At 70.1% G+C, this 24,162-nt stretch carries 23 protein-coding genes and 1 riboswitch; of the genes, 10 read left to right on the top strand and 13 right to left on the bottom strand.

Going from position 1 to position 24,162, the window contains the following annotated elements; genetic code table 11:
- Positions 1–121: 121 nt before the first annotated feature.
- Complete coding sequence (locus tag LY13_RS11710; RefSeq protein WP_253828402.1) at positions 122–1,288, bottom strand: low temperature requirement protein A; 1,167 nt, start codon at positions 1,286–1,288, stop codon at positions 122–124.
- A 280-nt stretch (positions 1,289–1,568) separates the two neighbouring features.
- Between LY13_RS11710 and LY13_RS11705 the strand changes: the two genes are divergently transcribed.
- Positions 1,569–1,802, top strand: a complete 234-nt coding sequence (locus LY13_RS11705; RefSeq protein WP_253828400.1) for a hypothetical protein — start codon at positions 1,569–1,571, stop codon at positions 1,800–1,802.
- Positions 1,803–1,919: 117 nt separating this feature from the next.
- On the opposite strand, the gene xylB is transcribed toward LY13_RS11705, so the two are convergent.
- The 6 genes from xylB to LY13_RS11675 form a co-directional block, all read right to left on the bottom strand.
- Positions 1,920–3,320 (bottom strand): xylulokinase, encoded by a 1,401-nt coding sequence (gene xylB, locus LY13_RS11700; protein WP_253828399.1) that lies wholly within the window; start codon positions 3,318–3,320, stop codon positions 1,920–1,922.
- A gap of 85 nt (positions 3,321–3,405) precedes the next feature.
- Positions 3,406–4,482 (bottom strand): ABC transporter ATP-binding protein, encoded by a 1,077-nt coding sequence (locus LY13_RS11695; protein WP_253828397.1) that lies wholly within the window; start codon positions 4,480–4,482, stop codon positions 3,406–3,408.
- Positions 4,483–4,493: 11 nt separating this feature from the next.
- Positions 4,494–5,318 (bottom strand): carbohydrate ABC transporter permease, encoded by an 825-nt coding sequence (locus LY13_RS11690; protein WP_253828396.1) that lies wholly within the window; start codon positions 5,316–5,318, stop codon positions 4,494–4,496.
- A gap of 1 nt (position 5,319) precedes the next feature.
- Positions 5,320–6,252 carry a carbohydrate ABC transporter permease gene (locus LY13_RS11685; RefSeq protein WP_253828394.1) on the bottom strand — a complete coding sequence of 311 codons (933 nt, stop codon included), beginning with the start codon at positions 6,250–6,252 and terminating at the stop codon, positions 5,320–5,322.
- Positions 6,253–6,286: 34 nt separating this feature from the next.
- Positions 6,287–7,657, bottom strand: a complete 1,371-nt coding sequence (locus LY13_RS11680; protein ID WP_253828392.1) for an ABC transporter substrate-binding protein — start codon at positions 7,655–7,657, stop codon at positions 6,287–6,289.
- The gene (locus LY13_RS11675; protein ID WP_253828391.1) at positions 7,650–8,654 is read right to left on the bottom strand and encodes a zinc-dependent alcohol dehydrogenase family protein; all 1,005 of its coding nucleotides are present in this window, start codon (positions 8,652–8,654) and stop codon (positions 7,650–7,652) included. Before LY13_RS11675 ends, LY13_RS11680 begins: the two co-directional genes overlap by 8 nt.
- A gap of 253 nt (positions 8,655–8,907) precedes the next feature.
- Between LY13_RS11675 and LY13_RS11670 the strand changes: the two genes are divergently transcribed.
- Complete coding sequence (locus LY13_RS11670) at positions 8,908–9,882, top strand: sugar-binding transcriptional regulator (protein ID WP_253828389.1); 975 nt, start codon at positions 8,908–8,910, stop codon at positions 9,880–9,882.
- 133 nt (positions 9,883–10,015) lie between these two features.
- Entirely contained in the window at positions 10,016–10,555 is a 540-nt protein-coding gene (locus LY13_RS11665) for a pyridoxamine 5'-phosphate oxidase family protein (protein ID WP_253828386.1), read from the top strand.
- Positions 10,556–10,675: 120 nt separating this feature from the next.
- Here LY13_RS11665 and LY13_RS11660 read toward each other — a convergent pair whose 3' ends face one another.
- Positions 10,676–11,287, bottom strand: coding sequence for a hypothetical protein (locus tag LY13_RS11660; protein ID WP_253828383.1), 612 nt, complete (start codon positions 11,285–11,287; stop codon positions 10,676–10,678).
- 122 nt (positions 11,288–11,409) lie between these two features.
- Between LY13_RS11660 and LY13_RS11655 the strand changes: the two genes are divergently transcribed.
- The 4 genes from LY13_RS11655 to LY13_RS11640 all read left to right on the top strand — a co-directional run bounded on the left by LY13_RS11655 (position 11,410) and on the right by LY13_RS11640 (position 16,936).
- Complete coding sequence (locus tag LY13_RS11655) at positions 11,410–12,132, top strand: response regulator transcription factor (protein ID WP_253828382.1); 723 nt, start codon at positions 11,410–11,412, stop codon at positions 12,130–12,132.
- The gene (locus LY13_RS11650) at positions 12,110–13,603 is read left to right on the top strand and encodes a sensor histidine kinase (protein WP_253828380.1); all 1,494 of its coding nucleotides are present in this window, start codon (positions 12,110–12,112) and stop codon (positions 13,601–13,603) included. The genes LY13_RS11655 and LY13_RS11650 overlap by 23 nt, the downstream gene beginning before the upstream one ends.
- Before the next feature lie 64 nt (positions 13,604–13,667).
- Positions 13,668–14,951, top strand: a complete 1,284-nt coding sequence (locus LY13_RS11645; RefSeq protein ID WP_253828379.1) for a bifunctional glycosyltransferase family 2/GtrA family protein — start codon at positions 13,668–13,670, stop codon at positions 14,949–14,951.
- Complete coding sequence (locus LY13_RS11640) at positions 14,948–16,936, top strand: ArnT family glycosyltransferase (RefSeq protein WP_253828378.1); 1,989 nt, start codon at positions 14,948–14,950, stop codon at positions 16,934–16,936. The genes LY13_RS11645 and LY13_RS11640 overlap by 4 nt, the downstream gene beginning before the upstream one ends.
- Before the next feature lie 377 nt (positions 16,937–17,313).
- On the opposite strand, the gene LY13_RS11635 is transcribed toward LY13_RS11640, so the two are convergent.
- From LY13_RS11635 to LY13_RS11615, 5 genes are all read right to left on the bottom strand, one after another.
- On the bottom strand, positions 17,314–17,619 hold the full coding sequence (locus LY13_RS11635) for a DUF1416 domain-containing protein (protein WP_253828376.1): 306 nt from the start codon (positions 17,617–17,619) through the stop codon (positions 17,314–17,316).
- 1 nt (position 17,620) lies between these two features.
- Positions 17,621–18,466 (bottom strand): sulfurtransferase, encoded by an 846-nt coding sequence (locus tag LY13_RS11630; RefSeq protein ID WP_253828373.1) that lies wholly within the window; start codon positions 18,464–18,466, stop codon positions 17,621–17,623.
- A gap of 103 nt (positions 18,467–18,569) precedes the next feature.
- Complete coding sequence (locus LY13_RS11625; protein WP_253828370.1) at positions 18,570–19,007, bottom strand: DUF4395 domain-containing protein; 438 nt, start codon at positions 19,005–19,007, stop codon at positions 18,570–18,572.
- Between the two features lie 252 nt (positions 19,008–19,259).
- Positions 19,260–19,751 (bottom strand): thioredoxin family protein, encoded by a 492-nt coding sequence (locus LY13_RS11620; RefSeq protein WP_253828369.1) that lies wholly within the window; start codon positions 19,749–19,751, stop codon positions 19,260–19,262.
- A gap of 50 nt (positions 19,752–19,801) precedes the next feature.
- Positions 19,802–20,707, bottom strand: a complete 906-nt coding sequence (locus tag LY13_RS11615) for an LmeA family phospholipid-binding protein (protein ID WP_253828454.1) — start codon at positions 20,705–20,707, stop codon at positions 19,802–19,804.
- A 293-nt stretch (positions 20,708–21,000) separates the two neighbouring features.
- Here LY13_RS11615 and LY13_RS11610 point away from each other — a divergent pair, with 293 nt between their 5' ends.
- The 3 genes from LY13_RS11610 to LY13_RS11600 all read left to right on the top strand — a co-directional run bounded on the left by LY13_RS11610 (position 21,001) and on the right by LY13_RS11600 (position 24,158).
- On the top strand, positions 21,001–21,789 hold the full coding sequence (locus tag LY13_RS11610) for a winged helix-turn-helix transcriptional regulator (RefSeq protein WP_253828368.1): 789 nt from the start codon (positions 21,001–21,003) through the stop codon (positions 21,787–21,789).
- 88 nt (positions 21,790–21,877) lie between these two features.
- Entirely contained in the window at positions 21,878–22,792 is a 915-nt protein-coding gene (gene mshD, locus LY13_RS11605) for a mycothiol synthase (protein ID WP_253828367.1), read from the top strand.
- A 39-nt stretch (positions 22,793–22,831) separates the two neighbouring features.
- Positions 22,832–23,056: riboswitch (cobalamin riboswitch) on the top strand.
- Positions 23,057–23,114: 58 nt separating this feature from the next.
- Entirely contained in the window at positions 23,115–24,158 is a 1,044-nt protein-coding gene (locus LY13_RS11600; protein WP_253828366.1) for an ABC transporter substrate-binding protein, read from the top strand.
- The last annotated feature ends 4 nt before the right edge of the window (positions 24,159–24,162 follow it).

Below are 24,162 nucleotides of genomic sequence, written 5' to 3'. Positions count from 1 at the left end.
TTCACACGCCGCGGTCGAACACCGGACCGCCTCATTCTTTTCGGGTCGAAAGATCGGCATGCCCGCCCGGGCATGCCGATCTCCTCGTTTCGGCCCCTCTCCGACTCGCCCCCTCGGGACGTCACGCCGTTCGTTTCGAGCGCAGCTGGGTGGCGACGGCCAGGGTGGTCATCACGGCGACGACGGCGAGTCCGACAGCGATCGGCGGGACGGAATGTCCCAGCACGAGCCCGAGAACGCCGATCACCGTCAGCGCCGTGGCCGCCATGTACCGCTCGCGGGCGACCGCGCCGGTGCGGGAACGCAGGAACAGGATGTTGCCCGCGAGGTAGATGAGCGGCCCGCCGACCGTCGTCAGCACGAGTGCCGGGTCCGTGTGTTCGTGGCTGATCCGCAGTTCGATGGAGACGGCCACGACGATGGCGCCCGCGACCATGAGCGCGTGGGCGTAGGCGAACGCCGACCGCAGCGCACTCGTGCTCGCATCCCCCTGACTGGCTTGCGTGTCGTGGCCCGCCAACGCGAAGTACGCCCACCACATGACGAACAGCCCGACGAAGCCGAACAGCGACGCCACCACGGCACGGGTGGTGATGGGGTCCATGCCGTACAACGTGTTGCCCATGATCAGGATCGACTCGCCGAGCGCGATGATGAACACCAGCCGGTTGCGCTCGGCGAGGTGCTCGGCGTCGGTCGGCCACGTGTGCATGGGTGCCGACCCGAGTCCGGGGAAACGGAACTCGAACCGCGGGCCCGCGACGTCGATCAGCAGCGCGACGGCCCACACGATCAGCCTCGGCACGGTGTCGAGGAACGCGCCGACGAGGAACAGCACGCCCGCCGAGGCGCTCCACGCGAGCAGGTTCGTGTAGTTCTTGGCGAGCACGTGCCCGCGCATCGCCACGGCCATGAACGCGGGCCTGACGACCTGGGCGAACACGTAACAAGCCGCGAACAGCAGCCCGTCCTCCGCGAGCGCGTGCGGCAGCGCGAGCGCCATGCCGAGCGCGGCGAGCATCAACACACCGTTGAGGACACGCACGAGCCCGCTGCGCGGATCGAGCCAGTTCATCGCCCACGCGGAGTAGTTCCACGCCCACCACACCGCGCCGAAGAGCACGGCGACCTCGGCGAACCCGAACCACGTGAGGTGGTCGAGCAACGTGTGTGAGACCTGGATGATCGTGAAGACGTACACCAGGTCGAAGAACAGCTCGATCGGGGCGACCTCCGACCGCTGCCGCCCCTCCGGCCGCAACAACTTCGGCCGCGTCGCCTGCGTCACGGGGAACCCTCCAGATAGCCGACCCTGATCACGGACGCCCGGATTGTAGGCGCCGCCGCTCCGCTCGGCCCTTCGGCCGACCGAGCCGTGTTGCGTTTCCCGGGGCCCGTGTTGCGGACCCAGGGCGCCGTGTTGCGTTTCTCGGGGGCCGTGTTGCGTTCTCCGGTGGCCGTGTTGCGGATTCAGGGCACGTGTTCCGCACTCGTGCGAGCGTGTTCTGCACCCGAGGGGCCGGGCGCCAGGTCAACCCCCACTCAGCGTCCCCCACTTCGCGAACTCGGTGGTCCTCGCGCTGAACATGTTCATCGACGTGCCGGAGTGCGACACCACAGGCCATGCGCTACGGAGCGCGCCCCGGACGGGGCAAATCACCGCGAACACCGACCTGAACCTGCTGCTCGACGCGCTCGACGCACCGCTCGCCCGACACTGGCGGCTCCGCACCGGCGACCTCGACGCAGCCTTCGCCGACGCGCTCGTCGGCGCGAACCTCCGGGCCTTCACCCCGACATAGTCACCCGGGTCCGCAACACGCGCCCCCGGAGACGCAACACGAACCCTGGAACCTGCAACACGACCTCCGGAACCCGCAACACGGTCCCCCGAAGCCGCAACACGGCCGCCGGAATCGTCAGGGGTGGAGGTGGTGCCTCGCTGTTCGGTGGGCTTCGGCCACCCGGGTTCCGACATCGAGGTCGGGGCCGGCGGGCGTGAGGGTGACGCCGTCGTCGTGGATGCGCCAGCTCGGCGGCTCCGCATCTCCGCGCAACGCCCACGCGGCCTGTCGCGCCGCACCCACGGCAACGTGCTCCATCTCCGGCGGGACGACGACGGGTACGCCGAACACGCCGGGAGCGATCGCCTGCACGGCCGCCGACCGGGACGCCCCGCCGGTGAGCAGTACCCGCCGCACCGGCACGCCGTGGTCGCGCACGGCGTCGAGCCCCGCGGCGAGTCCGCACAACATGCCCTCGACGGCGGCGCGCGCCACGTTGGCGGGCGTCATGTTGGCCCGGCGGAGGCCCACGAGCGATCCGGAGGCGTCGGGCAGGTTGGGCGTGCGTTCCCCGTCGAGATAGGGCAACAGGGTCAGGCCGTCGGCGCCGGGCGGTGCCGACAGCGCGAGCGTGGCGAGGCCGTCGAGGTCGGTGCCGAGCATCGCCGCGGTCGACGTGAGCACCCGCGCGGCGTTGAGCGTGCACGCGAGCGGCAGGTACCGGCCCGTGGCGTCGGCGAAGCCCGCGACCACGCCGGAACCGTCGGCGACCGGCTTCTCGGACACTCCGAACACCGTCCCGCTGGTGCCCAGCGACACGGCCACGTCCCCGTCGGCGAGTTCGAGGGCGAGGCCCGCGGCCATGTTGTCGCCCGTTCCCGGGGCGACGAGCACGCCGTCGGCGGTGCGGCCCGCCTGCTCGGCAGGCCCGAGCACCGTGGGCAGCCCGACCTCCCTGCCGAACGCTCTGACCAGCAGGTCCGTCCGGTACGCGCCGTCGACGGCCGAGTAGTACCCCGTACCGGAGGCGTCACCGCGGTCGGTGGTCGGCTCGCCGCGCCGGTCGAGCAGCCGCCACGTCAGCCAGTCGTGCGGCAACAGCACGCGGGCGACGCGCTTCGCCGTCTCCGGCTCGTGTTCGGCCAGCCACCGCAGCTTCGTCACCGTGAAACTGGCCAGCGGCACGGAGCCGACGGCGTCCGCCCACGCCTGACCACCGCCGAGTTCGGCCACGAGGTCGGCGGCGGCACCCGCGGAACGGACGTCGTTCCACAGCAGCGCGTCCCGCACCACCTCGCCGTCGTCGTCGAGGGTGACCATGCCGTGTTGCTGCCCCGCGACCGCGATCGCGGCGACGTCGTCGAGCAGTCCGTCGCCCGCGGTGCGCAACGCGTGCCACCACTCGGCGGGGGCCACCTCGGTGGCGTCCGGATGCGCGGCCTGCCCGGTCCGCACCACCGCTCCGGTCTCTGCCTCGCAGACGACGACCTTGGTGGACTGCGTCGACGAGTCCACCCCGGCTACCAGCTCGTTCACAGTGTCAGGTGCCCCTTTGCTCCCCGCTCACGGTGCCGGCCGCGGACCGTACCGCCGACCCGCGGCCGTGCTCACCCGGAACCCGTCAGTCCGCGTCGATCCGCAGACCGGACTCCGGGTCGAAGACGTGTACCTCGCCAGTGTCCCGCAACGCCACGCGCACCGCCTCACCGAGCCGCGGCGGCGTGCGACCGTCGGCACGGACGACGAGTTTCTCGTCGTGACCCGCCAGGGTGCCGTGCACGTAGGCGTCCGCGCCGAGCTCCTCGACGAGTTCCACCTGCAGGTCGAAGCCGTCCTCGCCCGCGCCGACCAGCGACAGCGACTCGGGCCGGACACCGATCGTGACCTCGCCGGACGCGGCGGGGGCCGGCAACCGCACCTCGAGTTCGCCGAGTTTCACCGCGCCGCCGTCGACGGGCAGCGTCAACAGGTTCATCGCGGGCGAGCCGATGAACCCGGCCACGAACACGTTCCGCGGCGTGTCGTACAGCTCCCGAGGAGAGGCGCACTGCTGCAGCACGCCGTCGCGCAGCACCGCAACCCTGTCGCCCATCGTCATGGCCTCGACCTGGTCGTGCGTCACGTAGATCGTCGTGGTCGCGAGCCGCCGCTGGAGCGCCGCGATGTTGGCGCGCGTCTCCACCCGCAGCTTGGCGTCCAGATTGGACAGCGGTTCGTCCATGAGGAAGACGCTGGGCTCGCGGACGATCGCCCGCCCCATCGCGACACGCTGCCGCTGACCGCCGGAGAGCGCCTTCGGCTTGCGGTCGAGGTACGTCGTCAGGTCGAGCAGGCCCGCGGCCTCCTCGACCTTCCCGCCGATGTCCGACTTCGGCATGCCGCGCAGTTTCAGCGAGAACGCCATGTTGTCCCGCACGCTCATGTGCGGGTACAGCGCGTACGACTGGAACACCATCGCGATGTCCCGGTCCTTCGGCGGCAGGTGCGTCACGTCGCGCTCGCCGATGGAGATCGCGCCCTCGTCGACGTCCTCCAGGCCCGCGGCCATGCGCAACGCCGTCGACTTGCCGGACCCCGACGGCCCGACCAGTACGAGGAACTCACCGTCGCCGACGCACAGGTCCAGGCCGTCGACGGCCCGCACGGAGTTCGCACCCGGGTACACGCGGGATGCACCGGCATATGCCACTTGCGCCATCGATGACTCCTTTACTTGACCGCGCCCATGGACAGGCCGCGTACCAGGTGGTTCTGAGCGATCCAGCCGACGATCATCACCGGCAACGAGGCGAGCAGCGCCGCGGCGGACAGCTGCGCCCAGAACAGGCCCTCGCTGGTGATGAACCCGACCAGGAACACCGGCACGGTGCCGGCCTGTGCCGCGGTCAGGTTGACCGCGTAGAAGAACTCCGTCCACGAGAAGATCACGCAGATCAGAGCCGTCGCCGCGATTCCCGGTGCCACGACGGGAAGTATGACGCGGTACAGCACCGTGGGCAGCTTCGCACCGTCCACTCTGGCCGCCTCGATCATCTCCGTCGGCACCTCGAGGAAGAACGAGCGCATCATCCACACCGCCAGCGGCAGGTTCATGCCCGCGTACAGCACGATCAGCGCCCACACGTTGTCGAGCATCCCGAGGTTCTGCGAGATCACGTACAGCGGGATGATCGCCGCGACGATCGGCAGCATCTTCGTCGAGAGGAAGAAGCCGAGCGCGTTGGACGTCTGCTTGACCGGCGCGAGCGACAGTGCGTACGCCGCGGGTACGCCGAGCAGCAGCACCAGCAGTGTCGACAGCACCGTCACGAACGCGGAGTTCGCCAGGTACGGCAGGAAGCCACGGTCGAGAATCGTCGTGAACTGTTCCAGCGTCGGGGTGAACGCGAACGTCGGCGGATCGGTGGCGGCGTCGACCTCGTGCTTGAACGACGTCACCACCATCCAGATCACGGGGAACACGAACAACAGCGCGACGATCCAGGTGAGCACCGTCAGTGCACTGCCGCCGAGGCGGTTCGTCTTCACGGTCACGTCACTTCACCCCCCGCGAGACGTCGAAGGCCCTGAACATCAGCCGCAGCGCGAAAGTCGCCACGATCAGGGTCAGCGCGACCACGACCACGCCCATCGCCGAGGACTGGCCGACGTCGAAACCCTCGAACGCGCGCTGGTAGATGTAGTACGGCAGGTTGGTGCTCGCCGTGCCGGGGCCGCCCTGGGTCATCAGGTAGATCGCGTCGAAGCTGTTGACGATGTAGATCGCGCCCAGCAGCACCGCGAGCTGCAGGTACCGCGACAGCTGCGGCAACGTGATGGACACGAACGTCCTCCACCGTCCCGCGCCGTCGACCTGCGCCGCTTCGAGCACCTCGCGCGACTGCGCCTGCAGGCCCGCGAGGATCAACAGCATCATGAACGGCGTCCACTGCCAGACGATCTGCGTCATCACCGCGGCCAGCGGATAGTCCGACAGCCATTCGACCTCGATACCGAAGGCCCAGTTCAGCAGGCCGTAGGTCGGATCGAACATCGTCGTCTTCCACAGCAGCGCACCCGCCGCGGGCAGGATCAGGAACGGCGTGATCAGCAGTGTCCGCACGATGCCGCGGCCGAGGAACTGACGGTCCAGCAACAGCGCCAGGCCGAGACCGAGCAGCATCGCCACCAGCACGCACACCACGGTGATCGTCACCGTGTTGCCCAGCGCTCCCAGGAACACCGAGTCGGTGAACACGTCGACGTAGTTGTCGAAGCCGACGAAGTGCTGCGAGCCGGGACGGACCATGTTCCACGACTGGAACGAGTAGAACACCGTCACCAGGAACGGAACCTGGGTGACCGCGATCGTGAACAGCAACGCGGGCAGCAGCGGCGCGCGGCGTTTCCAGGCCGACGACCGTTGCTGGGCCCGGGTCCGCGTGGACGGCGGCTCCGGCGACGGCGGAGCCTCGACGACGGCCGTCATCGCGCACCTCCCGTCGCCCCGGTCTGTTTCGGGGTCATTCTCCGCTCTCCTGATAGGACTTGCCGACCGTCTCCGCATACTCCTGGGCCTGCGCCAGAGCGTCGTCGGGCGACTTCTGGCCCGCGATGGCGGCCGAGAGCTGCTGCGACACGCGCGTGCCGAGGTCCTGGAACTCCGGGATACTCAGAAACTGGAGTCCGTCGTACGGCACGGGTTTCGTCATCGTGTGCTCCTGGTCGGCGACACTGATGGCGTCCAATGTGGGCTGTGCGTACGCCTCGGCGGCCTCCCGGTACTGCGGGATGTCGTACGTGGAGTTCCGTGACCCGGTGGGGACGCGGTTCCAGCCGAACTCGTCGCCGACGGTCTGCACGAACTCCTTGCCCGTCATCCAGCGCAGGAATGCCCAGGCGGTGTCCTTGTTCTCCGTGACCTCGGGGATCGCGAGCGACCACGTGTACAGCCAACCGCCCGCCTCGGTGCGCTGCGTCGGCGCGGGTGCGTATCCGGACTTGCCGACGACCTCACTGCTCTGCGGGTCCTCGTTGGTGCCCGCCATGACGGTCGCGTCGTACCACATCGCGGCCTCACCACGGCCGTAACGGTTTCCGCATTCCTGGAAGCCCGCCGACGACGCGCCGACCTCACCGTAGTCGCGCACCAGGTCGATGTAGAAGCTCCACGCCTTGCGGAACTCCGGCGAGTCGAGCCTCGCGTTCCAGTTCTCGTCGTACCAGCGGCCGCCGAACGTGTTCACGACGGTGTTGAACGGCGCGAGGCTCTCGCCCCAGCCCGGCTTGCCGCGCAGGCAGATGCCCGCGATCCCGCGTTGCGGGTCGTGCAGCCGTTTCGCGAACCCTCGGATCTGCTCCCACGTCGGGTTCTCCGGCATCTCCAGGCCCGCCTGCTCGAACAGGTCCTTGCGATAGGCCACGAAGGACGACTCGCCGTAGAACGGCACCGCGTACATGTCGTCGCGATACGACAGCGAGTCCCTGATGCTCGGGATGAAGTCGCCGGCGTCGTAACTCGGGTCGGCGTCGATGCGCGGCTGCAGGTTCTCCAGCCAGCCGTTCTCCGCCCACTGCGGCGTCTCGTAGTTGCTGATCATCACGGCGTCGAACTCGCCGCCTTCGTTGGCGACCGACGCGGTGATCTTCGCGCGCGCCTGGTTCTCGGGCAGCTGCACGAACTTCAACTGCACACCGGGGTGTTGCGCCTCGAACCGATGCGACAGTGCGACGGCGTCCTCCATCTGCGGGTTCGACACGATCGCGATGGCGAGCGTCTCGTCCCCGGCTCCGAGCGCACCGGCACCGGCGCAACCGGCCGCGGGCAGCACCGCGGTGAGCAGAATCCCCAGCCTGGCGAGGAATCCGCGCCGCCGCGACGTCGGCCTACGCATCGGCGCCGCCCGGCAGCACCTGGGTCTTGAGACCCCTCCCGCTGCGCATGAGCTGCATCGCGTCCGTGAACCGCTCCAGCGGCAGGCTCTCCGTGAGCAGCGACGCCGTGTCGATCGCACCGGTCGCCACGAGGTTCAGCGCCGCGCCGTAACTGTGCAGCACCGCCATCGAGCCGACGATGGTGATCTCGTCGTTGTAGATGCGGAACGGCGACAGCGACACGCGCGCCTCTTCGGGCGCGACCCCGAACACGAGCAGTCTGCCGCCGCGGCGCAGGGAGTCGAACGCGGCCTCGATCGCGGGCACGGCCCCGGTGCAGTCCACCGCGGCGTCGAACTTCTCGTCGTCGAGTTCGGCGACGTCGGCCACCACGGCCGCGGCGCCGAGCTCACGCGGTCTGCCGAGCCGTTCGGTGTTGCGGTCGACCATCGTGACGACCGCGCCCGCGCGCTGCAGCAACTGCTGCATGATCAGCCCCATCGTGCCCGCACCGAGCACGAGGAACCGCTCACCGGCCTCGACGCCGATGCGCCGCACGCCGTGGACCGCGCACGACACGGGTTCGACGAGCGCGCCCTGCTGGTACGTCATCTCGTCGGGCATGCGGTAACACGTGGCGGCGGGAACGGCGACGTACTCGGCGAACGCGCCGTCGACCGTGTCGCCCGTCGCGCCCCAGTTGGCGCACAGGTTGCCGTGGCCCGCGCGACACGGCCCGCAGTGTCCGCAGAACAGCGACGGGTCGACGGCCACGCGGTCACCGACGGCGAATCCGCCCGGCGCATCGGCCCCGACCTCGACGATCCGGCCCGCGAACTCGTGACCGGGGACGATGGGATACGGCGTGGGCGGGAAGTGCCCGTCGGCGATGTGCAGGTCGGTACCGCAGATGCCGCACGCACCCACCTCGACGACGACGTCGTGGTCGCGCGGTTTGGGGTCGGGGACGTCGCCGACGCGTACCGAGCCCGGCGTATCGATGATCGCGGCCCGCATGAGGCGCCACCCTCCTGGTGCTCACTCGGGCAGTGCGCGCCCGGTCGGCCCGGACCGTGCCGCGTCCGGGCCGGGTAGTCACCTCGGTGGCACCCGCTTCGGCATCGGAGCGGCCGATCAGGACCAGCCGGGACGACGGCGCTCACCTGAGCGCACGAGCCCACTGCCTGAACGTTGACTGACGCCAGCATTGAATGCCTTCGCTCGATGCGGAGTCAACGTTTCCTGCGGAAGTTCGTGCTAACTTGCTCATATGAGCAGAACGCCGCGACGTTGGCAGCCCGGACCGGCCGAACTGTTGCTCGCCACGTCGATCGGCAGGCGGTTCTACGTCCAGGGCGCGTCGAAGCTGGAGATCGCCGAGGAGTTCGGCATCAGCCGGTTCAAGGTGGCCAGAATCCTGGACCAGGCACGGGACAACGGCCTCATCAGGGTCGAGTTCGACGTCCCGGCACCGCTCGACCCGACGTTGTCCGACGAGGTCGCGGCCGCCTACGGACTGCGTCGCGCTTTGGTGCTCGAACGAGCGCAGCGCACCGAGATCGAGTTGCGCAAGCAGCTGGGCGCGATGGCCGCCGAACTGCTCACGGAGCTGGTCACCGAGGACGACGTACTCGGCGTCGTCTGGGCACGAACCGTCAACGCGATGACGGACTCGCTGCGCCGACTCGCCCGCTGCCCCGTGGTGCAGCTGTGCGGCGTCTCGTCGCGCATCGACACCCGGGAACACTCCGCGGATCGCTCGGTCGAAACGGTCCGCAGAGTCGCGCAGGTGTCCGGCGGCGAAGCCTTCCCCATCTTCGGCCCGCTGGTCCTGCCCGACCGCCGCACCGCCCAGACGCTGCGGCAACAACCGGGCATCGCCGACGCCTTCGAACGGTTCGCACGGATCACCACGGCGGTCGTCAGCATCGGCGCGTGGCGCAGTGGGCAGTCGACCGTCTACAGCGTGCTCGGCGAGCAGCAACGTGAGGAACTGGCCCGCAGAGGCGCCGTCGCCGAGGTTGCGGCGCGGCTGTTCGACGCCGACGGCAACGAACTCACCGGCGACCTCGGCCACCACGTGTTCGGCGTCAGCGTGCCCGAACTGAAACGCGTGCCCGAGGTGATCGCCCTCAGCGGCGGTGCCGAGAAGGCCGACGCCATCGCCGCGGTGCTGCGCTCCGGCATGGTCGACACGCTCGTCACCGACGCGGGCGCCGCGGAACGGCTCCTCGATCAGGCGTGACGACGCTGCGTACCGGGCACTGCCGGGGGTCTTCCACACCCGCGGGCCGGACGTGACACGACGACGACAATTGTGATAATCAATAGAAGTGTCTCGATGGTCGGCGCGGACGGCGAGGGGTGGTGGTCGCACGGTGCACGGCGACGACTCGACGTTCGACGGCGTTACCCCACAGCCGGTCGGCACGCGCGACCTCGAGAACCTCCGCGACGCACGACTGTCGGACCGAGCTCGCGAGGAACTGCTCACCACCCAGAGCGAGTGCACCTTCGTGTTCACCGCCGACGACGGTGCGCCCGCCGCCGTCGTGCTCAGCTTCGCCCACCACGACGGGCGCTTCTGGTTCACGAGCGTCGACGGCCGCGCCCAGGTACGTGGCGTCGACCGCGACCCCCGCGCATGCGTCGTCGTGTCGAACGCGGGCACCGGCCTGCCGGGCCGGCAGATGCTGTCGGTCCGCGGCGACGTCACCGTGCACCGCGATCCTGACACGGTCGCCGAGGTCCTGCCGGTGCTCGCCCGGCGGCTGGCTCCCACGGGTGTCGACCGGTTCCTGCGACTGCTGTCGAGCCCGCACCGTGTCGTCCTGGAGCTGAGGCCCACCGACGTGGTCGCCAGTCACGACTCGCGACGCATGGCAGGCGACGGGCGCGGCGGCCCAGCACAGGAGTGACAACACACGCAGGGAGGATCCGACGACGATGCGCAGCGGCACCGCGCGGTCGACGGCCGTCCCGCAACGTCACGCCGGGGCGCCCCCGACGACACCCCGGCGTGACACGCCCCGCCCTGGTCAGCCGGGCGGCGCGGCACCGGCGGCTCCGCCATCACCGCCCTGAGGCGGGCCACCCCGCGACCGGCCGTTCCCGATCGTGGTCGCCACCGCCGTGTCGCCCTCGACCGTCGCGGTCACCGTGACGGTCGAACCCTCGGTGAGTTCGCCGGCGTCCCCGGCCCCGCCGGTCACCGCCGTGTCGGCGTCGATGGTGTACGTCTCGATGTAGTCGTCCGCGCTGCGCACCGTGACCGAATCCACTCCCGCCGACGTCACCGACCCCGTCTGGGTCAGCCGTGTCTCGTAGCCGCCGTCGACCTCGACCACGGACTCGCTGTGCAACGCGTCGGCGGACCCGCCATCCACGTCGGGTGCGCCCTGCATGCCCCCGAAGCCGCCCTGCATACCACCGGGGCCGCCGTTCCTCCCGCCAGGCATGCCCGGCATGCCACCGGAGCCGTCCCCGCTGCCGGAGTCCGCGCTCGTGCCCGCCCACACGGCCAACCCACTCGCCCCCGCGATGCCGATTCCCACGGCCACCGCGACGGCGGTCATCCGGGCCGTCCAGCGTCGTGGGCCGGACGCCTGCGGCGCTCCCCAGGTCTGTTGCGTCTCGTCTCGTTCGCTCATGCCGCTCACGGTGCCTCGGCCAACTGTGCGGGAGCTGTGCCTGCGCCATGAAAAGCCTGTCGCACAGCTCCCGCACAGGTTCTCCACAGGCACGTCCCAATCCCGTGCGCGACGATGAGCTCATGACCAGCGAACCCACCCGGCCGGGCGTCGTGAAGCCGTCGGTGCGGGCTCTCGTCGTGGACGACGAGCCGTCGATCGCCGAACTCGTCTCGATGGCGCTGCGCTACGAGGGCCGGGAGGTGCGCAGTGCCGGGGACGGACTGAGTGCGGTGCGCACGGCGCGCGAGTTCCGGCCGGACATCGTGGTGCTCGACATCATGCTGCCGGACTTCGACGGACTCGAAGTGCTCCGCCGGATGCGTGGTGACCTGCCGGACCTGCCGGTGCTGTTCCTCACGGCCAAGGACGCGGTCGAGGACCGCATCGCGGGCCTCACAGCGGGCGGCGACGACTACGTCACGAAACCGTTCTCGATCGAGGAGGTGATGCTCCGGCTACGGGCGATGCTTCGCCGCACGGGCGCGCTGACCACGACGTCCGGGTCGCAACTCGTCGTCGGCGACCTCGTGCTCGACGAGGACACCCGCGAGGTGACCCGCGGCGGCGACGACATCCACCTCACGGCCACCCAGTTCGAACTCCTGCGGTACCTCATGCGCAATCCCCGCCGTGTGCTGTCGAAGGCACAGATCCTCGACCGGGTGTGGAACTACGATTTCGGCGGGCAGGCCAACATCGTCGAGCTGTACATCTCGTACCTGCGTAAGAAGATCGACGTGGGCAGGGCACCGATGATCCACACGATGCGCGGGGCCGGGTATGTCCTCAAGCCGGCGACGTGACCACGGGGTCCGCAGCGCTCGCAGCTCGTCCCGCAGATCCCTCCGAACCAGGCTCATCGGGGAGCTGCTCGCGCTGCTCGCCGTGATCTGCCTGATCATCGGCGTGGTCACCGAGTTCGCACTGAGCGCCTTCCTCGTCCACGAGCTCGACGAACAGCTGATGTCCGCGGGCGATCGTGCGGTCCGGGTGTCCGACCGCCCCGGCCAGGGCCCCGACTCGCCTCGGCCGTCGGGCCCGCCACCCGATCCGCTCGGCGCGCGCGGCATGTCTCCCGGCACGATCGCGGGCCTCGTCGTCGACGGCTCCATCGTGCACGCAGGTATCCTCGGTGAGGACGGCACGCCGCGGCCGCTCGGCTCCTCGCTCGAAGACGACCTGCTGGACATCCCGGTCGACGGCCGGCCCCGGACCGTGTCACTCGACGAGCTCGGCGATTACCGCGTTTCGGCTCTGCACAACGAACTCGGCGACGTCGTAATCACGGGCCTGCCGCTCGACGACGTCCACGAGACACTGCTCGGTGTCGGGTTGATCCTCGGCGGCGTCTCGCTGGCGGGCCTGCTCATCACCGGCATGTCGGGGGCCTTCGTCGTCCGGCGTACTCTGCGTCCACTCGAGCGGATGGCCGACACGGCCGAGCAGGTCACCGAACTGCCGTTGCATCAGGGCGAGGTACAACTCCCGGTGCGAGTGCCCGATGCGGACACCGATCCCGGCACCGAGGTCGGCCGGGTGGGAACCGCGCTGAACCGCATGCTGGGGCACATCGGCGACGCTCTCGCCGCGCGCCACGAGAGCGAGACCCGGGTGCGTCGGTTCGTCGCCGACGCCAGTCACGAACTGCGGACCCCGCTCGCGTCCATCAGCGGCTACACGCAGCTCATCCGGCGTTCCGACGAGAATCTCTCCGAGGCGACCTCGCACGCGCTGCGGCGAGTCGAGTCGGAGACCGGGCGGATGACGACGCTGGTCGAGGACATGCTGCTGCTGGCACGGCTCGACGCGGGCCGGCCGCTGGCGAATGCCGAGGTCGACCTGTCGGCACTCGTCGTCGACGCGGTCGGCGACGCCACGGTCGCCATGCCCGGACACCGGTGGCGACTGGACGTTCCGCCAGAGCCCGTGGCGGTCCGCGGCGACGACGCCCGGCTGCACCAGGTGATCGCCAACCTACTGTCCAATGCGGGCAAACACACTCCGGAAGGGACGACGGTCACCGCAGCACTGTCGGCCGCCGGTGACACGGTGGCGCTGTCGGTCGCCGACGACGGACCGGGTATCCCGGAAGAACTCGCCGGGGTCGTGTTCGAACGGTTCGCGCGGGGTGAGGCGTCGCGGTCGCGGGCGAACGGCAGTACCGGACTCGGCCTCGCCGTCGTCAGCGCCGTCGTGAGTGCCCACCACGGAACCGTCGACCTCGACAGCGAACCCGGCCGCACCGTGTTCACCGTGCGGCTACCTGCGAACTGACACGCACAGCCGGCGCACAGCCACGGCACACGCGCGGCCCAGCACCGCGGCCGACCGTGGTGGCATGACGGCGATCCAGACAGAACCAGACCGACGGCGCGAGCCCGTCGGCACCGACGGTCCCACGCCGGTGCTGGACGTGGTGGTGCCGGTGTACGACGAAGAGACCGACCTCGAGCCGTGCGTCCGGCGGCTGCACGCGCATCTCGACGGTGCCTTCCCCTACACCTTCCGAATCACCGTCGCCGACAACGCCAGCGTGGACAGCACACCGCAAGTCGCCGAACGACTCGCCGACGAACTCGCCGAGGTCCGCGTCGTCCGCCTCGACCAGAAGGGCCGCGGCCGGGCACTGCGGCACGTGTGGTCCACTTCGGACTCGCCCGTACTGGCGTACCTCGACGTCGACCTCTCGACCGACCTCGCCGCACTCGCACCGCTCGTGGCGCCGCTGATCTCCGGACACTCGGACGTCGCGATCGGCAGCAGGCTCGCCCGCGGCTCACACGTCGTGCGCGGGCCGAAGCGGGAGTTCATCTCGCGCTGCTACAACCTGTTGCTGCGCGGTACCCTGGCGGTCCGGTTCTCCGACGCCCAGTGCGGCTTCAAAGCGATCCGCGCCGACGTGGCGAGCAGGCTGCTTCCCCACGTCACGGATCCGGCGTGGTTCTTCGACACCGAACTGCTCGTGCTCGCCCAGCGTTCCGGCCTGCGGATCCACGAGGTCCCGGTCGACTGGGTCGACGATCCCGATTCCCGGGTGGACATCGTCTCTACCGCGGTCGCCGACCTGAAGGGCATCGCCCGGCTGTTGCGGGGCACCGTCACCGGATCGGTGCCGGTCGCGCGACTACGCGCCCAACTCGGCCGAGCCCCGCGCCCCGTGTCGGCCGACGGCGTCTCGGAAAACCTGGCCCGCCAACTCGTGCGATTCGCTGCTGTCGGCGTCGCCAGCACGCTCGCCTACCTGGTGCTGTACCTGCTGTTCCGACTCGGCGTGGGCGCTCAGGCCGCCAACCTGTCGGCGCTGCTACTCACCGCGATCGGCAACACGGCGGCCAACCGCAGGCTGACGTTCCGGGTCCGCGGGACCCGCCGCGCGCCGACCCACCACCTGCAGGGACTCGTCGTCTTCGGGCTCGGCCTGGGTCTGACGAGCGGATCGCTCGCGATGCTCGGCGTCATCACCCAGCCGAGCCGCACCCTCGAACTCGCCACGCTCGTGGTCGCCAACCTGCTCGCCACGATCATGCGGTTCCTGCTCTTCCGGGGCTGGGTCTTCCGCCCCACCGACACCGACAAAGACGCCGACACCGTCGGCAGCGAATCAGAGGAGGCCGTCCGATGAACGCGGCGACGCGCGTGGTCGAACGCATGCGCTCGACCACCGCGCCGGGTACGCAGACGCCGCAAGCGGCGACCTGGCGCGGCAGGCCTCGATGGGAGTGGGGCGCGCTGACCGTGCTGCTCGTCGGAACCGCCGTGCTATACCTGTGGGGCCTCGGCTCCACCGGCTACGGCAACTCGTTCTACGCCGCAGCCGTGCAGGCCGGAACGCAGAGCTGGAAGGCGCTCCTGTTCGGTTCGCTGGACGCCGGCAACGTCATCACGGTCGACAAACCGCCCGCATCGCTGTGGCTGATGGGACTGTCCGGGCGGATCTTCGGGTTCAGCACGTGGAGCATGCTCGCGCCGCAGGCGCTGCTGGGTGTCGGCTCCGTCGCACTGCTGTACGCCGCCGTGCGCCGGTGTTCCGGTCCTGCCGCCGGTCTCGTCGCGGGCGGTGCACTCGCGGTGACTCCGGTGGCCGTGCTGATGTTCCGCTTCAACAACCCCGACGCGCTGCTGGTGTTCCTGCTCGTGCTCGGCGCGTACTTCATGGTCCGTGCCGTCGAGAAAGGACAGTGGCGGTGGATCCTGCTGGCGGGTTCCGCGATCGGTTTCGGCTTCCTGACGAAGATGTTGCAGGCGTTTCTGGTGCTGCCCGCGTTCGCGCTGATGTACTTGGTCGCGGCTCCGGTGTCGCTGCCGAAACGGTTGCTGCAACTCCTCGGCGCAGGCGCTTCGGTGATCGTGTCGGCGGGCTGGTTCGTCGCACTCGTGGATCTGTGGCCGTCGGCCAGCAGGCCGTACATCGGCGGATCGGAGAACAACACGGAACTCGAACTGGCCCTCGGCTACAACGGTCTCGGCCGGATCCTCGGCCAGGGCCCCGGCGGTGGCCCGGGCGGCGGTGGCGGTCCCGGCGGTGGCGGCATGGGCTCGGCCTTCGGGGGCGAAACGGGCCTCCTGCGCATGTTCAACAGCTCCTTCGGCACCGAGGTGTCCTGGCTGCTGCCCGCCGCGCTGATCGGTCTCGTCGCCGGACTGTGGTTCACCCGACGCGCGCCGCGCACCGACCGCACCCGGGCGTCGCTGATCCTCTGGGGCGGTTGGACGGTCGGCACCGCCGCAGTGTTCAGCTTCATGTCCGGCACGATCCACCCGTACTACACGATCGCCCTCGCCCCGGGGATCGGCGGTCTGATCGGCATCTCCGTACGCGAGCTGTGGCGTGGCCGGGACCACCTGCCCGCCCGGATCACACTGTCGGCGATGGTCGCGGTGACCGGGGTGTGGGCATTCGTGCTGCTCGACCGGACCCCGGACTGGTTGCCCGCGCTGCGGTGGATCGTGCTGACACTGGGCGTCCTCGCGGCGACGGCCATTGCCGTCGGCGTGCACCGGTTCCGCAGGGCCGCCGTCGTGGTCTCCGTGGTGACCGCGTTGGCGGGACTGTCGGCGACGGGCGCCTACGCGCAGACGACAGCGGCGGTTCCGCACACCGGCTCACTGCCGATGTCCGGTCCGGCCGGCGACGGCACCGACATGATGGGCCGCCAGGGCGGACAAGGCGGCCCTGGCACGGGAACGGCCGGCGCCGAGCTCGTGGCGGCGCTACAGGACACCGACACCGACTGGGCCGCGGCCGCCGTGGGAGCGCAGGGCCAGGGAAGCCTGCAACTCGCCTCCGGACGTCCGGTGATCGCCATCGGCGGGTTCAACGGCGGCGATCCGGCCCCGACACTCGAGCAGTTCAAGCAGTGGGTGTCGGAAGGACGGATCGCGTACTTCGTGAGCGAAGGCGGCGGCATGAGTGGCGCTCGCGGCCGTATGCCCGGCGGTGGGCCGGGCGGCGGTGGCGGAGCGAATGACGTCCCGACCGGCGGTCCTGGTGGCGGACCCGGCGGTGGACCCGGTCGCGGCGGCTCCGGCAGCGAGATCAGCTCCTGGGTGGAGGCCAACTTCGAGGCCACGACCATCGGCGGAGCCACCGTCTACGACCTACGGTGACGCGACGCCGTGGCGCCGGCCTGGGTGGACCGGGGGTGTGAGGCGCCCGGTCCACCGAGCGCGGCCGATCGCCGACCTTCAGAGCGGTTGTCCACATCCTCGGCAGTTATCCACAGCCTCGGGGTAACCCGGATCCGGGGCACCCACAAGCCCAGCTGCACAAGCCGGTGGCAACGCGGAAGTACGGCAGCCGAGAGGACACGGGCGGGCGCAACACGGTCCCCTGGACCTGCAACACAGCCTCCGGAACCTGCAACACGGGCCCGCGGATCCGCAACACGGGCCCCGGAAGCTGCAACACGCGGGACCGGGTGCAGGACCCGCGCGCGGGAAAGCCCCGCGGACCTGTGATCCGCGGGGCTCTCCTCGGCTTCGGGTCAGGCGACCGCGATGGTCACCTGGTGGAGACCGGGGCCTGCGGCGGCGACCGTGGCCTCGCCATTGCCGCTGCGGTGGAGGGCGCGCACCTTCCACTCGCCCGGCGCGGCGTAGAACCGGAAGTCGCCCTCGGGGGAGGCCTGCACCTCGCCCGCGAACTCGCCGTCGGCGTTGAGCAGGCGCACGTACGCGCCGCCGAGCGCGCCCTCGCCGCCGGTCACCTTGCCCGCGACGACGACCTGGTCGCCGGTGTCCTCACCGGTGACGACCGCCGTCTGCTCGGGGGCTCCGCATCCGTCGCTCATGTCACTTGCCTCCGTTCGAACCGGTCTCGACCGGCACGCCGACCAGCGAGCCGTACTCGGTCCACGAGCCGTCGTAGTTCTTGACGTCCTTCAGTCCCATCAGCTCGTGCAGCGCGAACCACGTGTGGCTGGAACGCTCACCGATGCGGCAGTAGGCGATCGTCGCCTTGGACGTGTCCAGGCCCGCGTCCTCGTAGAGCTCCTTGAGCTCGTCGGCGGTCTTGAACGTGCCGTCCTCGTTGGCGGTCTGCGCCCACGGAACGTTCACCGCCGACGGGATGTGGCCGCCGCGCTGGGCCGACTCCTGCGGCAGGTGCGCCGGGGCGAGCAGCTTGCCGGAGAACTCGTCGGGCGAACGCACGTCGACCAGGTTCTTCGTGTTGATGGCGTCGACGACCTCGTCGCGGAAGGCGCGCAGCGACAGGTCCTGGTCGGACGCCTTGTAGTTCGTCGCGGGCCGGTCCGGGACCTCCTTGACGAGGTCGCGGCCGTCGAGCTCCCACTTCTTGCGGCCGCCGTCGAGCAGCTTGACCTTGTCGTGGCCGTAGAGCTTGAAGTACCAGTACGCGTACGCGGCGAACCAGTTGTTGTTGCCGCCGTAGAGGATCACCAGGTCGTCGCCTGCGATGCCCTTGGCCGACAGCAGCTTCTCGAAGCCCTCCTTGTCGACGAAGTCCCGGCGGACCGGGTCCTGCAGCTCGGTCTTCCAATCGATCCGGACGGCGCCCGGGATGTGACCGCCTTCGTACGCGGTCGTGTCTTCATCGACCTCGGCGAACACGACACCCGGGGTGTTCAGGTTCTCCTCGGCCCACTGCGTGGTGACCAGGACGTCTTCACGGCTCATGGAGCGGAACTCACTTTCTGTTACTCGTCTTCGTACGAATGCGACTGTCGGTGCTTGCCGGTGCAGGTGTGGCGGACCGGGCGCGAGCGGGTGGCAGCACCTGTCACGAGGCGCTCCCCGCGCGCGGCGAGAGGCGCTTGAGCAGCAGGTACATCTCGCAGCCGAGGCAGAAGCCGAACGCGCCGTTGAGGAACGCCGCGAACAGGGCCAGCGCCGTGGCGACGATGCCGAGCGCGGTCACGCCACTGGCATACCCGATCGTGCCCACCAGCGCGAACGCAAAGCCCACCGCCTGGGCGAACCGCAGCGGCGCCGCGTCCTCCCGTTCCTCGGTCGGCTGCAGCCGTGGTGCGACCACCAGCCGGTACAGCACCGAGTACGGCGCGGGCTTCAGTCCGACGAACGCGCCGATCGCGAAAACCACCGTCTGCGCGGCCAGCAGCGGCCACCAACCGGTCGCGAGCACGACCACCAGCACGACCGTCGTGACGATCGCGGCGAATCGGGGACCGCGTGGATCGACCGCTTGCGGGGCGGACATGACACCTCCTGGACTGGCTGCCTCCTGCGGCGGAGTCAGCGACTCGAGCTGCGCGCGCACTGCCGGCTCGGTGCGTGAACCGGTGTACACAGGCTGCTACGCACACGGCAGAAGTCAACCGCGCGCCGCCGGGTCAACTCGACGCCCGGCTGGAGGAGGTGAGAACCCGGCCTGTCCACGGCGGCAAGCCTACTCAGGCTCCCTCAGCGCGGGAACCGTGTTCATTCTGTGGGACGCAGGTGGCGGGAGCGGCTACTCGGAGCGCTGCGCCGCGGATTCGGCGTCCGGCAGCCGGGGCTCCAGGGCCGCGAGCAGTTCCTCTCGCTTCGGCACGCCGGACACGCGCAACAGCTCCGCACCCGATCGGGCGTAGGCGATTGTCGTCGGTGTGCGCAGGACGCCCAGGTCGCGGGCGATATCGGGCTTGTCGGTGACGTCGAGGTCGACGTGGCGCAGGCCGTCGGTGCGCTCGGCGACGTGCGTGAGCAGCGCACGCGTGTGTCTGCACGGCGCGCAGAACGTCGTCGACAGCTGCACGAGCGTCACCTCGGCGGCCTCACCGGTCACCGCGTCCCGCACCTCGGTGGGCAACCCGTCCAGCGCGGAGTCGGCCGCGCCGCCGGGCGCCGCACCGTCGGAGGAGCTTCCCCCCGACGGGCGGATCCGCCCGTTGCGGGCGCGCACGACCAGGCCGACGACCACCGCGGCGACCAGCGTCACCCCGGCGACGATCACGCCCGTCATGGTTCCTCCCGTCGTACCTGTTCCGCCCGCGACGTGACGCGGACCGCGCCTCAGCTCGAGGCGTTGGCGCCCGCGAAGGTGACGTTCTTCGCCTCGCCGCGCACCGTGATGCCGTCGGGCGAGGCGGCCACGGCGGTCGGCGTCACGGTGAACGGCAGATCACCCGTGTTGATGTCTGCCTCGAAGCTCGGCAGCAGCTGCTGCTGCACCGCCTGGGGAACAACGGTCGTCTCCTGGTCATTCCCGAACTGCAGCCGGTGCGGCGTGATCTTCACGGTGGTGCCGTCGAGCTCGATAATGGCGAACGCGAAGATCTCCTGCTCGATGCCCGCGATCTGCACCTTGCCCGACAGGCGGATGCCCGCGGAGCTGTCGTCGTTGTCGTCGCCGTCGGGCCCCTGGTCTGCCTCGTCGCCGGAGCCCGAGCCGTCGCCGGAACCCGCACCGGGCGCGTCCCCGGAGTCGCCGCCGGTGTTGGCGCTGTCGTCGGTGCCGGTCGACTGCTCGCCGGAGCCCTCGCCGTGGCGGACGTAGGACTCGCTGGACGCGGCGATCTGCAGGTCCTGGATGTTGTCCAGCGGGCTGATCCGGTTGATGTCGCTGGCCTTGAGCGTCACCCCGCCCTCGACCCGGCCGATCGTGATGTTGTCGACGTTGCCCTGCGTCAGGTCCGACAGCGGCGCGTCGACGTCGTACAGCTCGGCCTTGACGTCGACGTCCCGCAGCACGTCCTGCACCGGGACCGACTTCGCCTCGACGGTGATGTGGTCGTACTCGCCGGAGATCGCCTGCGTCAGGAACGGGAACCCACCGATGCCCACCTCGGGGTCGTTGTCGAGCTTCAGCTGCTCACGCGCCTTCTGCGACACCGTGTGCTCCGCGAACGCCGCGCCCGCGAAATCGACACCGACCAGCACGGCCACCACGATGAGCACGATCGTGACGATCTTGCGCATGCGGCGTCCCGAGCGCGGCTGCGACGACTTCGGCGGGGTGGACACGGTGTCACTCACAAGCGGCTCTCAATCGGCGTCTGTCGGGTCTTCCGGACGTTTCGGCGGCCACCGCGGAAGCGGTGACCGGCCCGTCCGGGATACGCAATGTGATCGGGGTCGTACCAAACCGCAAACACGCCGTTGTGTGATGCCCGTTTCACGATGGCAGACACCCGGCGGGTGTCGAGGCTATTGTCACTGACGACCAGCCCGAGCCCGACTCGAGGCGCTCGACAACGTGTGAGGCGGTGGCGATGAGCCTGGACTTGCTGGTACTCACTGCGGAATCCGAGGCCACCTCGGTGCTGCCCGCCCTCGATCTGCTTCCGCACACCGTACGCGTGCGGGCGCCCGAGGTCACCGCGCTGCTGGACGCGGGCCACCGTGACGTCATCCTGCTCGACGCCCGGTCGGACCTGGCATCGGCCAAGAGCCTGAGCCGGCTGCTCAAGGGTGCGGGCGATGAGGACACGACGACCCCGGTCATCGCCGTCATCGGCGAAGGCGGACTCGTCGCGGTCAACGCCGAGTGGCGCACCGACGACATCCTGCTGCCCACCGCGGGCCCCGCCGAGGTCGACGCCCGACTGCGGCTGGCGACGACCCGGGACGGCGGCGCACCGCAGGTCGAGGCGGAACTGCGCGTCGGCGACCTCGTGATCGACGAGGCCACCTACACCGCACGCCTGCGCAAGCGCACCCTCGAACTCACCTACAAGGAGTTCGAACTCCTCAAGTACCTCGCTCAGCACGCGGGCCGGGTGTTCACGCGGGCCCAGCTGTTGCAGGAGGTGTGGGGATACGACTTCTTCGGTGGCACCCGCACCGTCGACGTCCACGTGCGGCGGCTGCGCGCGAAGCTCGGCCCCGAGCACGAGCAGATGATCGGCACCGTCAGGAACGTCGGCTACAAGTTCGAACGGCCCGCGAAGTCGACCGGCCCGGTAAAAGGGGGTAGCCCCGGGGGAGCGAACGCCCCCGGGCCCGCCGCCGGACCCACCGTCCCCGAGCCCTCGGACGTCGGCGAGTACTCGGGACGCTGACGACCTCGGCGCACGCGACGTCGGGTCGCCGTCCCACGGGTCGGACGATCACGGCACCGCAGCGGCCCACCCGGATAGCCTGGCGGGCATGGTGGAGCTGCAGTGGGCCGAGAACCTGGACGACGAACGCACCACGGCGGTGCGCGCGCTGCTGACCGCGGCGCGCGGCGTCGACGGCAAACCCGAGGTCGAACCGGACGGCCCGCTGCCGGGCGAGTTCTCCGGCGGCCGGTTTCTGCTGGCCACGGCGGGTGACGACCTCGTCGGTGTCGCCCACGTCGACGCCTCGGGCGATGCGTTCGGCAGGCGGGTCGCCGAGCTCGTCGTACACCCCGACCACCGGCGCTGCGGTCACGGCGGCGCGCTCGCCGAGGCACTGCTGGCCGAGTACCCGTCCAACCTGCGGGTGTGGGCCCACGGCGACCAGCCGGGCGCGGCCAGGCTCGCCGGCCGCCACGGCCTGCTGCGCAGCCGCGAACTGCTGATCATGCACGTCGAGACGGCGGGCGCCGACTGGCCGGAACCGGACCTGCCGGAGGGTGTCACGCTGCGTACGTTCACCCCCGGCTCCGACGAGCAGGCCGTCGTCGACGTCAACGCCCGCGCCTTCCACTGGCACCCCGAGCAGGGCGCGCTCACGGTCGACGACCTGGCCGCGACCGAACGCGAGGACTGGTTCGACCCGCGGGGATTCTTCCTCGCGGAGCAGGCCGGCGCCGTGATCGGCTTCCACTGGACGAAGGAGCACCCGCCGAACCCGGCGAAATTCGGCGGCCGTCCTGCCGGCGAGGTGTACGTCGTGGGTGTCGACCCGAGCGCGCAGGGCGGCGGGCTCGGCCGCGCGCTCACCGTCGCGGGGCTGCGCCACCTGGCCGACCGTGGTCTGAGCCAGGTGATCCTCTACGTCGAGGGCGACAACGCGCCCGCCGTGGCCGTCTACCGCAGGCTCGGGTTCACACCGTACGAAGTGGACGTTCAGTACGCGACGTCCGACGCCGGGTGAGTGTGCGCACGTGACGGCGGTCGGAACCCCATGACGGTGGTAGCGTCCCCGAAGGCCAGTCGTACTCACGAGTGATGTGAGTCAGGGAATCCGGTGCGAATCCGGAACTGACGCGCAGCGGTGAGGGTGACGGCCGGAACACACGCCACTGCGGCCCGACATGCGCCACTACGGCACGCGCCACTACGGCCCCGGCGGGCGGCGGGAAGGCGTTCCGGTCGGACGATCCCGAGTCCGAAGACCTGCTGGCCCCGGCTCCCCGGAGCCGGCCACCGGTCCGACTGCGGCTCCGCGCATGAGCCCTCGACGTCAAGGGAACGCTGTGCCGACCTCCCCACCCTGCTCACGCACCACCCGCACATCCGCGGCGTTGCTGCTCTCGGCGTGCCTGACCATCGGCCTCGCCGCCTGCGGCGCACCCACGGCGCCTCGCGAACAGGCGGCGCCGGGATTCCCTCGGACGATCGACAACTGCGGCCGCACCACCGAGGTGCAGCGACCTCCGGAACGTGTCGTCTCGCTCAACCAGGCGAGCACGGAGATCCTGCTCTCCCTGGGACTCGAGGACCGCATCGTCGGCACCTCGATGTGGACCGATCCGGTGCTGCCCGAACTGAAACAGGCCGCCGACGGGATACCGCGACTGGCCGACGACATGCCGTCGTTCGAATCGGTGCTCAACGCCGAACCGGACTTCGTCACCGGGTCGTTCGCCGCGACCCTCGGCAAGGGCGGGGTCGCCACGCGCTCACAGTTCGACGAGCTGGGCGTGCCGACGTACCTCTCACCCACCGACTGCGGAACCAAGGACAACAGCGGCTCCGGCGACGGCAGCCGGTCCGAACCGCTGACGATGGACGTGCTGTACGGCGAGATCCGCGACCTGGCACGGATCTTCGACGTCGAGCAGCGCGGCGAGAAACTCGTCGGCGACCTGAAGCGCCGGCTCGACGGGCTCGACGCGGACGCGTCGGGAACGTCGGTGCTGTACTGGTTCGCGAACTCCGACTCGCCGTACCTGGCGGGCTGCTGCGGCGCGCCGGGGATCATGACCCGAGCCGTCGGCGCCGACAACGCCTTCGACGACACCCACGCAGAATGGCCGCAGTCGGGCTGGGAGAACGTCGCCGAACGTGACCCCGACGTCCTCGTACTCGGCGACCTGACGCGGCGTTCGCAGACCGCGGAGTCGGCCGAGCAGAAGATCGAGTTCCTCGAGTCGCACCCGGTCACCCAGGACATGACGGCCGTCGAACGGAAGCGGTACGTGACGGTGTCCGGCCAGGCACTGAACCCGACGATCCGCACCGTCGACGGTGCCGAGGAGCTCGCCGCCAAGCTCCGTGAGTTCGGACTGGCACGGTGATCGC

It is taken from the genome of Prauserella aidingensis, from assembly GCF_024171865.1.
In the GTDB taxonomy this organism is placed as follows: domain Bacteria; phylum Actinomycetota; class Actinomycetes; order Mycobacteriales; family Pseudonocardiaceae; genus Prauserella; species Prauserella aidingensis.
This window is presented reverse-complemented; position numbering and strand designations above follow the sequence as displayed.